The sequence below is a fragment of the Streptacidiphilus sp. EB129 genome, from assembly GCF_041262645.1.
In the GTDB taxonomy this organism is placed as follows: domain Bacteria; phylum Actinomycetota; class Actinomycetes; order Streptomycetales; family Streptomycetaceae; genus Streptacidiphilus.
In genome coordinates this window covers 1-11,272 of sequence record NZ_JBGCCS010000045.1, presented here as the reverse complement: position 1 = coordinate 11,272, position 11,272 = coordinate 1, and the positions used below count along the sequence as shown (strand labels likewise).

9 protein-coding genes are annotated in these 11,272 nt (G+C 70.7%); 5 read left to right on the top strand and 4 right to left on the bottom strand.

Features of this window, described 5'->3' with window-relative positions; all coding sequences use genetic code 11:
• Position 1 precedes the first annotated feature (1 nt).
• The 3 genes from ABH925_RS33125 to ABH925_RS33115 form a co-directional block, all read right to left on the bottom strand.
• Complete coding sequence (locus tag ABH925_RS33125; RefSeq protein WP_370154146.1) at positions 2–985, bottom strand: ABC transporter permease; 984 nt, start codon at positions 983–985, stop codon at positions 2–4.
• A gap of 46 nt (positions 986–1,031) precedes the next feature.
• Positions 1,032–2,681 (bottom strand): ABC transporter substrate-binding protein, encoded by a 1,650-nt coding sequence (locus ABH925_RS33120; RefSeq protein WP_370154143.1) that lies wholly within the window; start codon positions 2,679–2,681, stop codon positions 1,032–1,034.
• Positions 2,682–3,164: 483 nt separating this feature from the next.
• On the bottom strand, positions 3,165–3,623 hold the full coding sequence (locus ABH925_RS33115) for a nuclear transport factor 2 family protein (protein ID WP_370154140.1): 459 nt from the start codon (positions 3,621–3,623) through the stop codon (positions 3,165–3,167).
• Positions 3,624–3,806: 183 nt separating this feature from the next.
• On the opposite strand from ABH925_RS33115, the gene ABH925_RS33110 reads away from it, so the two are divergent.
• The gene (locus ABH925_RS33110; protein WP_370154137.1) at positions 3,807–4,700 is read left to right on the top strand and encodes a PhzF family phenazine biosynthesis protein; all 894 of its coding nucleotides are present in this window, start codon (positions 3,807–3,809) and stop codon (positions 4,698–4,700) included.
• Here ABH925_RS33110 and ABH925_RS33105 read toward each other — a convergent pair.
• A complete protein-coding gene (locus ABH925_RS33105) occupies positions 4,697–5,536 on the bottom strand; it encodes an SAM-dependent methyltransferase (protein ID WP_370154134.1) in 840 nt (279 codons plus the stop codon). The genes ABH925_RS33110 and ABH925_RS33105 overlap by 4 nt on opposite strands.
• A 294-nt stretch (positions 5,537–5,830) precedes the next feature.
• Between ABH925_RS33105 and ABH925_RS33100 the strand changes: the two genes are divergently transcribed.
• The 4 genes from ABH925_RS33100 (at position 5,831) to ABH925_RS33085 (ending at position 11,149) form a co-directional block, all read left to right on the top strand.
• Positions 5,831–6,718: an amidohydrolase family protein gene (locus tag ABH925_RS33100; protein ID WP_370154239.1), complete on the top strand. Its 888-nt coding sequence runs from the start codon at positions 5,831–5,833 to the stop codon at positions 6,716–6,718.
• A gap of 75 nt (positions 6,719–6,793) precedes the next feature.
• Positions 6,794–7,786 carry an LLM class flavin-dependent oxidoreductase gene (locus ABH925_RS33095; RefSeq protein ID WP_370154131.1) on the top strand — a complete coding sequence of 331 codons (993 nt, stop codon included), beginning with the start codon at positions 6,794–6,796 and terminating at the stop codon, positions 7,784–7,786.
• A 159-nt stretch (positions 7,787–7,945) separates the two neighbouring features.
• Entirely contained in the window at positions 7,946–9,682 is a 1,737-nt protein-coding gene (locus tag ABH925_RS33090; protein ID WP_370154129.1) for an ABC transporter permease, read from the top strand.
• A gap of 120 nt (positions 9,683–9,802) precedes the next feature.
• Positions 9,803–11,149 (top strand): nitrate/sulfonate/bicarbonate ABC transporter ATP-binding protein, encoded by a 1,347-nt coding sequence (locus tag ABH925_RS33085; protein WP_370154126.1) that lies wholly within the window; start codon positions 9,803–9,805, stop codon positions 11,147–11,149.
• The last annotated feature ends 123 nt before the right edge of the window (positions 11,150–11,272 follow it).

Genomic DNA, 11,272 nt, shown 5'->3' with positions numbered 1-11,272 from the left:
CTCACCGGGCGGACCGGGTACGGGGGTCGAGCAGCGCGGTGATGATGTCGGCGAGCAGCACCGACAGCAGCACGGCCACCGTGATGACCAGGAACAGGCACTGCATGACCGGGAAGTCCTCGTTGTCCACGGCCTGGACCAGCTGGTAGCCGACGCCCGGGTAGGAGAAGACGTACTCGACCAGCACCGCGCCGCTGACCACGAAACCCAGCGACATGGCGAACCCGGTCAAGTTCGGCAGGATGCTGTTGCGGGCCGCGTAGTCGACCATGATCCGGCGGCCCGGCAGGCCCTTGGCCCGGGCCATCCGGACGTAGTCCTCGGCCAGGGTGGTGACCATGGTGTTGCGCATGGTCAGCACCCAGGTGCCGATGGAGGTCACCAGGATGGCGGCGGCCGGCAGGATCGCGTGCTGCAGCACGGAGCCGATGAAGTCCGAGTTCCAGCCGGTGGTGACGGTGTTGTCGCTGCCGAAGGCGGTCGGCAGCCAGGGGTTGACCTCGCCGAACACCATGATCAGCATGATCGCCACCCAGAAGTAGGGCAGCCCGGTGCCGACCACGAACAGCGGCGGCAGCACGCTGTCCAGCTTGCCGCCGCGCTTCCATGCGGCGATCGAGCCGATCGCGGTGCCGATCAGGAAGGCCAGTACCGTGGTGACCCCGACCAGGCCCAGGGTCCAGGGGATGGCGGTGCCCACGATGGTGGTGACCGGGGTCGGGAAGTTCGCCACCGAGGTACCGAAGTTGAAGGTGGCGCAGTTCTTCAGGTAGCTGAGGTACTGGCCGAACAGGCTCTGGTGGGTGTCGATGCCCAGCGCGGACTCGACGGCCTGCAGCGCGGCACCGTTCAGCCGGCCGTGGTAGCGGGCCATCATCGCGGTGACCGGGCTGCCCGGCAGCAGGTGCGGGATGGCGAAGTTGATGGTGAGGGCGGCCCACAGGGTGAGCACGAAGAACCCCAGGCGGCGGAGGAGGAATCTCACCCTGCGGACCTCTCTGTTCTCGTCGGCGTCAGATGCAGCTGGCTGGCTACTTGTTCTGCAGGTGCAGCAGGACCTGGCCCATGTCCGGGTACGAGAACGCGGCGGGCACGGCGTAGGGGTTCTGCTGGTCGACCCAGCCGGTGAAGTTCTTGGTGTTGTACTGGTACCAGGCGACAGACTCGGTGACCGGGATCACCGGGACGTCCTTGAGCATCAGCTGCTCCAGCTTGGCGACGATGGCCTTCTGCTGGGTCGGGTCCGCCGTGGTCGCGTACTCGTTGAACAGGTCGTCCGCGGCCGGGTTGTTGTAGCGCTCGTAGTTGGTGGACGCGGGCTGGCCGATCGGCGCGCTGTTGGCGGAGTACATCCACTGCCGCAGCTCGTAGTACGGCGACGGGCCGCCGGTCTCGCCGTAGTAGCCGATGTCGAACTTGCCGTTGAACAGCTTGTTGGTCCAGTCGTCGTTCGACAGGTTGTCGACGGTCAGCTGGATGCCGGCGGCCTTCATGCCCTGGGCGACGACCTGCAGCGCGGCCACCCAGTCGCTGTATCCGCCCTGGTTGATCACGGTGAAGCTGAGCTTCTTGCCGTTGAGCACGTAGATCCCGTCCGAGCCCTTGGTGGCGCCGACGCTCTCCAGCAGCTGGTCGGCCTTGGCCGGGTTGTAGCTGTAGTCGTCGGTGGCCTTGGCCGACGGGTCGACCCAGTCCGGGTAGGTCTCCTCGACCACGCCGAGCTGGTGGCCGGCCGGCTCCTGGCCGCCTTCGCCGATGGTGGCGGCCTGCTGACGGTCCGTCGCGTAGGCGAGGGCCTGGCGGACCACCGGATTGTCCAGCGGCGCGACCTTCTCGTTGAGGAAGAGCGACACCTGGGTGATCGGCGGCGACCAGGTGTGGTTGTCCTTGCTCTTCTGCGTGTAGAACTTGTCGATGTTGGGGATGAACTGGCTTCCCCACTGCGCCTGGCCGGTCGCCAGGTAGTTGTTCGCCGGGGCGTTGTCGGTGAACGCGGGGTACCTGACCGTGGTGACCTTGGGCAGACCGGGCTGCCAGTAGTTCGGGTTCGCGGTGTACGTGATGTTCTGCGCGGTACAGGGGTTGACGACGTACGCGCCGGTGCCGATCGGCGTGTCGTCCTTGAAGGTGACCGGGTCCTTGATGCCGGCCCAGATGTGCTCGGGCACGATCGGGAGCTGGTCGGCGATGTAGTAGAAGTACGGCACGGCGGCCGACTTGAAGTTCACCACGATCTGGTTGCTGCCGACCTGTTGGACCGAGTCGAGGACCTGCCAGATCGAGTTGATGTCCAGCGCGGGGAACTTCTTCACCAGGTTGAAGGTGAACAGCACGTCAGCGGCGGTCATCGGGGTCCCGTCGCTCCACTTCACCCCGTCCCTGATGGTGAAGGTCATGGTCTTGTTGTTGTTGCTCCAGTCCCACTTGGTGGCCAGCCAGGGCGTGGTCTTGTCGTTCTGCAGCGCGTTGACGAACACCAGGGGCTCGTAGACGTTGCCGGTGGACAGGTAGTTGACGGAGTTGTTGAAGGGGTTGAACGAGCAGGTCCACAACCCGCCGCTCTCGTTGGAGATGGTCAGCACGCCGCCGCGCTTGCCGGAGCCGGTGCTGCCGCCGCCAGGGGCGCCCGAACTGCTGCAGGCGGCGGTGACCATCAGCACCGCCGTGGCGACCGCGGTCACGGCGAGAGCTCTGGCTCTCCGTGGGAACAGGCCTGTCTTCATGCCGCTTCTGCCCTTCGCTGGGAGTCGATCGTTGTCTCGCCACCTGCCGAGCGCGGGGCTATCCGTCGGGCAGGCCGTGCATTCCCTGAGGCCGCGCATCCCGGAGCTTGGTCCAGTAGATAGGAAAGCTTCCTAACTATTGGTGAAGTGCAGACTCCCGGGAAGGAGTGGTCTCGTCAAGGGGGTGTGCCAGAAGTGATGGAACTGGGACCAGATGCTCCACTACGCGGGCCCGGGGCGGGGTCGGCGTAATGCGATAGTTACTTAGTTAAGCTTCTTTATTTGGCTTGCGTGGAACCGTAGCGATCACCCGCAGGGGCGTCAAGGGCGGTCGGCCAACACGTCCGGCCCAGCCGCCGGCATCCGGCGGCTGGGCTGTGGCGGGTGACAACTGTGGTGACCGCGGTGACCGCAGTGACCGCGGTGACGGCCGGTCGGGTGCTACTCGGCGGCGGGGCGGAGCAGCACGCCGAAGGCCTTGTCCTCGGAGCGCTCGCGCAGCTTCCAGCCGTCGGCGGTGCGCACCAGCGAGTCCACGTACCAGAGACCGCAGACCAGCAGGCCGGCCGTCTCCTGGCTCTGGTCCTGGCTCTCCGGGGCGGCCAGGGCCATCGGGTTGTGGCACATGGTGCGGGCGGTGGCGCGGTCCCCGTCCAGGTCGATCGCGCAGTTGGCGACCAGGTGCTGGGTCGCGGCGAACATCGGCAGCACCGAGTCCAGGAACGCGCAGACCTCGTCCACGGTGCCGCGCGGACCACCGAACGCCGAGTAGTCGACCATCGCGTCCTCGGTGAACAGCTCACGGAACAGTTTCCAGTCGCGGGTGTCCACCGCGTGGGCGTAGCGGACCAGCAGGTCCTGGATCTCCAGGCGGTCCGACATCTCCTGCAGCGACAGCATGACTGCCCCTTCCCACCGTCCGGCGTCGGCCGCCAGTGTGGGCATCCGCGGCACAGAAGTGAAGGGCCTCGTCCGTATCGCACCGGGCGGCCGGGGCCGGCTCGGCCGTCCGGAACCGAAGTCGGTCCACCCGTTCCGGATTGGCCTTGGCGGGACCGTGATCGGCATCGCTACCGTCGTGGCATGCGCATTCAGATCGTCGACGCCTTCACCGACCGTCCGTTCGCCGGGAACCCCGCCGCCGTGTGTCTCCTGCCCGCCGGGGAGTGGCCGCAGGACGCCTGGATGCTCCAGGTCGCAGCCGAGATGAACCACCCGGAGACCGCGTTCGCCCTCCCGCTGCCCGCCGGAGGCCAGAACGGACCGGAGGACGGACCGGAGGACGGACCGGAGGACGGAGCGGAGGCTGACTGGGCCATCCGCTGGTTCACCCCGGCCGTCGAGGCCAGCCTCTGCGGCCACGCCACCCTGGCCACCGCGCACGTGCTGCGTACCGAGCACGGACTCCTGGGCGCCGTACGGTTCCTGAGTAACCGTCACGGTGTCCTGGTGACGCACGCCGACGAGGACGGCGGCATCACCCTGGACTTTCCGGCCGCGCCCCTCGCCGAGATCCCGGCGCCGGAAGGGCTGTCCGAGGCGCTGTCCGTCAAGCCCGAGGCCACCTTCGGCACCGGCGCGCTCGGCGACCTGCTGGCCGTCCTGCCCGACGAGGCAGCCGTGCGGGCGGTGACCCCCGACATGGACGCGGTGGCCGCCCTGACCCGCCGCGAGGGCCTGCGCGGGATCATCGTCACGGCGCCCGCGACCGGGAGCGGCCCGGGGTACGACTTCGTCTCCCGCTTCTTCGCACCGGCCAGCGGCATCCCCGAGGACCCGGTCACCGGCAGCGCCCACACCGCCCTCGCCCCGTACTGGTCCGCGCGGCTGGGCCGCGACGGCCTCACCGGCCTCCAGGCGTCCGCACGCAGCGGCCTGGTCCGCACCTCCGTACACGGCGACCGGGTGCACCTCACCGGTACCGCCGTCACCGTCGTCGACGGCACCCTGCACGCCCAGCCCGCCCGAACGGCCTAGCGAACCTGGCCGAGGCCGCCGAAGACGAGGAGGGTGCTGGGGGTGTTCGGTTCCGGCCGGGCGGGGGCGCCGTCGGCGCCGCCGTCCGCGTCGTCCGGGCGCCAGCTGATCACCGGGACGACGCCGGGGTCGAGCAGTTCGGTACCGGCGAAGTACTGCTCGATCTCCTTCCGGCTGCGCATCCGGCCGCTGCCGAGGGTGAGTTGGAAGGCCTGCTCCAGCGCGCGGGCCTCCGGGCTGGCGTTGCAGAAGTGGCTGAGCAGCAGGCCGCTGCCGACCGGCAGCCGGTCCACGTACGCTCGGACCACGCCGACCGGGTCCTCGGCGTCGGCGAGATGGTGCACGATGCCGAGCAGCAGCAGCCCGATCGGTCGGGTCCAGTCGAGGAAGCCCTTGACCACGGGGTCGCCGAGCAGCGCCTCGGGATCGCGGATGTCGCCGAGGACGACCTTGGTGTGCGGCTTGTCCGCCAGCAGCGCCCGGCCGTGCGCCAGCACGATCGGGTCGTTGTCGACGTAGACCGTGCGGGCCTCGGGGAACACCTCCCGGGCCACCTGGTGGGTGTTCTGGACGGTCGGCAGGCCGGAGCCGATGTCGAGGAACTGGGTGATCCCCTGCCGCGCCAACTCCCGTACCCCACGCGCGAGGAAGGCACGGGTGAGGCGCGCGCCCTGGCCACCGTCCGGGATCAGCTCCAACCGCTTGGCGGCGACGGCACGGTCGACGGCGAAGTTGTCCTTGCCGCCGAGGATCGCGTCGTACACCCGCGCGATGCTCGGCTTGCTGGTGTCCACGCCGAGGCGCTCCCACTCGGTCCCGACGTGGTCCGTACCCATCGTGCCCCTCCCGCCGCGCTGGTCCCGACGAGAGCCTAGCGGCAACCAGCGCGGGTGCGGCCTGCGGCCGGCTCCCCCTGCGGGGCGGGGGTGCTGTGGCACGATCGGCGGGGCGAGAGTGCGGCGCGGAGATCGGGAGTGGTGGGCGTGGTGGAGCGCGGGGCCGAGCAGGGCTCGGCTGAGCAGGGCGGGGCCGGGCAGAGCGGCGCTGAGCACGGCGGGGCCGAGCAGCGCGGGGCCGGGCAGGGCTCGGCTGAGCAGGGCGGGGCCGGGCGGGTTGGGGAGGACTCGGCGGTGCGCGGGTTCTGGCAGGGGCTGGGGCTGCCCGGGCTGATCGACGTGCATACGCACTTCATGCCGGACCAGGTGCTGGCGAAGGTCTGGGCGTACTTCGACTCCGCCGGGCCGCTGGTCGGACGGCCCTGGCCGATCGCCTACCGGCACGACGAGGACGTCCGGGTCGCGGTCCTGCGGTCGCTGGGGGTCCGCGCCTTCACCTCGATGCTGTATCCGCACAAGCCCGGCATGGCCGCCTGGCTGAACGCCTGGGCCGCCGACTTCGCCGCCCGCACCCCGGACTGCCTGCACACCGCCACCTTCTTCCCCGAGCCGGAGGCCGCCGGTTATGTGCGGGCGGCGGTCGAGGGCGGCGCCCGGGTGTTCAAGTCCCATGTGCAGGTCGGCGGTTACGATCCCAACGATCCGCTGCTGGACCAGGTCTGGGGCCAACTGGCGGACGCAGGCGTCCCGGTGGTCACCCACTGCGGGTCGGGACCGGTTCCCGGCAAGCACACCGGACCGGAGCCGATCGCCGCGCTGTTGGCCCGGCACCCGCGACTGCGGCTGGTGGTCGCGCACATGGGAATGCCGGAGTACTCCGACTTCCTCGACCTCGCGGACCGCTACCCAGGGGTGCACCTGGACACCACCATGGCCTTCACCGACTTCAGCGAGCGGGACGCGCCGTTCCCGCGCGCCCAGCGCCGGCGTCTGCTCGACCGCGGCGACCGGATCCTGTTCGGCAGCGACTTCCCCAACATCCCCTACAGCTACGCCCATGCCCTGGACGCCCTGGCCCGGCTCGACCTCGGCGACGACTGGCTGCGCGGCGTCTGCCACGACAACGCCGACCGGCTCCTCCTCGGCGGCGGCGACAAACTACGGGCCTCCGAGGCGGGGTGACCGCAGCGGTTCCGCCGTACCCTGGAGCGACTATCTGACGATGCGTCATATATACGTCTGCGGAGGTGCGGGACCATGGCGGTGACGACACTGCGGTTCAACCAGGTGACACCCGGACTGGAGCCGGCCGGGATATCCGCCCGGTACCGGGCGAGCGTGGAGATGGCCGCCTACGCCGACCGGAACGGCTTCGACCTGATCACACTGGAGGAGCACCACGGCGCGGACGACGGCTGGAGCCCGTCCCCGCTGAGCACCGCGGCGGCCGTGTTCGGCGCCACCGAGCGGATCGCGGTGATCGTCTGCGCCATCCTCACCCCGCTCTACGACCCGCTGCGGCTGGCCGAGGACGTGTCGGTGCTGGACCACCTCAGCGGCGGCCGGCTGACCCTGGTCGCCGGGCTGGGCTACCGTCCCGAGGAGTACACCGGGCTCGGCAAGGACTGGAAGCAGCGCGGCAGGCTGCAGGACGAGGTGCTGGAGACACTGCTCAAGGCCTGGACCGGCGAGCCGTTCAGCTACCGGGGCACGACGGCGCGGGTCACCCCGCCGCCGTTGTCCCAGCCGCACCCCAGCCTGATGGTCGGCGGCTCGTCCCGGGTCGCGGTACGCCGCGCGGTGCGGCTGCGGCTGCCCTTCTTCACCGCCGCCTGGCTGCCGGAACTGGTCACCTACTACGACGAGCTGGCGGCGGAGGCGGGCTTCGAGGGCGGCTTCGCCATGCTCCCGCCGCAGCGCACCCGGATGATCCACTGCACCGAGGACCCGGACCGCGCCTGGGCCCGGTACGGACAGCACTTCCTGCACGAGGCGAGGACCTACGCCTCCTGGCAGACCGCCGACATCTCGTCGGCCGTCGCCTCGGCCGCGACCACACCGGAACAGCTCCGGGCCGAGGGCATCTACGCCTGCCTCACTCCGGCCGAGTGCCTCACCATCGCCCGCGAGGAGTCCGACCTCAGCGGCGGCACGCTGCTGCTGCACCCGCTCTGTGGCGGGATGCCGATCGACGCGGGCTGGGAGAGCCTGCAGCTGTTCCGCGACCAGGTGATCCCGCAGCTGACCTGACCTGACCACAGGGATTCGCCCGGTGTTGGGGAGTAGGCCATTCAGTACCACTCGCACCGTGGCGGGGTGTCGCGGCAGGCTGAGCTGGCGACTTTGGTTGGCTGTGCCGTGACAGTACGGCGGTGAGCCGGCGCGGCACGCGCGGAAGGTGGGCATGCGGTGGCCAGTGAGGGCGGGTTCCCCTCGCGCGGGGTGTGGCGACGGCCGGGGCTGCGCTGGGTGGACGTGCTGGTGGCGGCCGCACTGATCGCACTGCTCTACGGACTGCTGCGCCTCGGCCCCTCGCTGAACGCGCCGTTCCTGCCCAGCACGGCACCCGCCACGGTCTCCACGGACCCGTCGAACCTCCCCTACTACGCGGTCCGCTCGCTGCTGCGGATGTTCGCGGCGCTGGTCGCCTCGGTGCTCTTCACCTTCGTCTACGCCACGGCGGCGGCACGGCTGAAGCGGGCGGCGTCGGTGCTGCTGCCGGTGCTGGACATCCTGCAGTCGGTCCCGGTCCTGGGCTTCCTGTCGGTCACGGTGACCGCGTTCATCAACCTGTTCCCCGGGTCGACCCTCGGCCTGGAGTGCGCCTCGATCTTCGCCATCTTCACCGCGATGGCCTGGAACATGACCTTCGCCTTCTACTACTCGCTGATCTCCCAGCCCCGCGAGCTGGACGAGGCCGCCCGGATCATGCGGCTGACCAAGTGGCAGCGCTTCTGGCGGCTGGACGTGCCCAGCGGCATGATCCCGCTGGTCTGGAACGGCATGATGAGCTTCGGCGGCGCCTGGTTCTTCCTCGCCGCGTCCGAGTCCATCAGCGTGCTCAACCAGCACTACGCGCTGCCCGGCATCGGCTCCTACGCCGCCGCGGCGATCGGCAAGGGCGACCTGGGCGAGGTGGGCATCGCCATCCTGGTCATGGTGCTGATGGTGATCGGCGTGAACGTGCTGTTCTGGCGGCCGATGACGGCCTGGTCGGAGCGGTTCCGGGTGGAGGAGTCGGAGGCCGCCGAACGGCCCCGCTCACTGGTGCTCGACCTGCTCCGGCGCTCCTCCGTCCCGCAGCTGATCGGCCGTCCGCTGCGGCCGGTGGGGCGCGGCCTGGACCGGATCACCCGCCCCTTCGGCCTGGCCGAGCACCCGCTCTCGCGCCCGCAGCTGCGCGAGCGCACCGGGGACGTGTTCTTCGCGGGCGTGGTCGCCACCGTGGTGGTCTTCGGCGCCTGGCAGGCCCTGAAGTACATCCAGTCGAGCGTCGGCCTCGCCGAGTTCGGCCACGCACTGGCGCTGGGCGCGGCGACCTTCGGCCGGGTGGTGGTGCTGCTGGTGGCGGCGACGCTGGTGTGGGTGCCGGTCGGCGTCTGGATCGGGATGAACCCGAAGGTCACCCGGTTCGCCCAGCCGGTGGTCCAGGTGCTGGCCAGCTTCCCGGCGAACCTGCTGTTCCCGCTGGCCATCGTGGTCTTCCTGGACCTGGGCATCTCGCTGAACATCGGTGCCATCCTGCTGATGGCCCTCGGCGCGCAGTGGTACATCCTGTTCAACGTGATCGCCGGGGCCTCGGCGATCCCCAGCGACCTGCGCGAGGCGATGACCGGCTTCCGGGTCGGCGGCCGGCTGCGCTGGCGGGCCTTCATCCTGCCCGCGATCTTCCCCTACTACGTGACCGGCGGGATCACCGCGGCGGGCGGCGCCTGGAACGCCTCGATCGTGGCGGAGGTGGTCGACTACGGCAGCCACCACCTGACCGCGACCGGCCTCGGCGCCTACATCGCCGAGGCGACCGGCACCGGTAACTTCCCCAAGATCCTGGTCGGCGTCATCGTGATGAGCTTCTACGTGGTCGGGCTCAACCGGCTGCTGTGGCGCCGGCTCTACCGGCTGGCCGAGACCAGGTTTTCCATGTGACCCGCGTCCATGTGATCCGCCTCGAGGTGACCCGCTTCCCGAGGTGACCGCCTCCATCTGACCGCCCCGATGCGATCCCCGCCCCGACGACGACCGTCCCGACCCCCAGGCAGGCGCAGCATGACCCTCACTCCGGGCCCCTCCGCCCCGGCCACGATCGTCGCGGCCGAGGACGTCACCAAGACCTTCACCACTCCCGACGGGCGCGCGCTGCCGGTGCTGGAGGGAGTCAGCTTCCAGCTGGACGAGGGGGAGATCGTCGCCCTGCTGGGCAAGTCGGGTTCGGGCAAGTCGACGCTGCTGCGCTGCGTCGCCGGGCTGATCTCGCCGTCCCAGGGCACCGTCAGCTACCGGGGCACCCCGCTGTCCGGGGCCAGCCCGGGGGTGGCCATGGTGTTCCAGTCCTTCGCGCTGCTGCCCTGGCTGACGGTGCAGCAGAACGTGGAGCTGAGCCTGGAGGCCCGCGGGGTGCCGGCCGAGGAGCGCCGGGAGCGGGCGCTGCGCGCGATCGACCTGATCGGCCTGGACGGCTTCGAGGGCGCCTATCCCAAGGAGTTGTCCGGCGGAATGCGCCAGCGCGTCGGCTTCGCCCGCGCGCTGGTGGTCGAGCCGGACGCGCTGCTGATGGACGAACCCTTCTCGGCGCTGGACGTGCTGACGGCGGAGAACCTGCGCGGCGAGCTGGTCGGCCTGTGGGAGGGCCGGGACGCGCCGGTGAAGGCGATCCTGATCGTCACCCACAACATCGAGGAGGCGGTGCTGCTCGCGGACCGGATCCTGGTGCTGGCCTCCAACCCCGGCCGGATCCGCGCCGAACTGGCGGTGGACCTGCCCCGGCCGCGGGACCGGCGCACCCCCGAGTTCGAGGCGCTGGTGGACACCGTCTACGGCATCCTGACCGGACGTGAGGACGCGGCGGTGGCCACGACGGAGGCGGCGCCCGGCGCCCCGGAGGCCAGGCAGCCCGCGGCGCCGACGCCGATCACCGTGCCGCTGCCCGCCGTCAGCGTCGGCGGGATGGCGGGGCTGCTGGAGATCCTGGTGGCCAGGGGCGGTGAGGACGGTCTCGCGGAGATCTCCGACGAGCTGAACTTCGAGATCGACGACCTGCTGCCGCTGGTCGACGCGGCGGTGCTGCTGGGGCTGGCCCGTACCGGCAACGCCCGGATGGTGGTCACCGACGCCGGACGGGAGTTCGCCGCCGCCGACATCCTCACCAGCAAGCAGCTCTTCGCCCGGCTGGCCCTGGCCAACGCGCCGCTGGTGCGGGCCATCGCCCAGGCGCTGGCCGCCACCGACGGGCACCGGCTGCGCGACGGCTTCTTCCTGGACCTGCTGCGGCGCGGCTTCTCGGCCGAGGACGCGCAGCGGCAGCTGGACGTCGCCGTCGACTGGGGCCGCTACGGCGAGCTGTACGAGTACGACGCGGGCGCCGGCCAGCTGATCCTCGCCCCGACCGGCGGCTGACCGGCTGACTGCCGACGGTCGACGGCCGGCCGGCCGACGGCCGGGGCGTGAACGGCGCAGGGGCGCGGGGGCGGGGGGGCCCGCGCCCCCGCGGCCCCGCCGCGGGGGGGGGAGCCGGGCGGG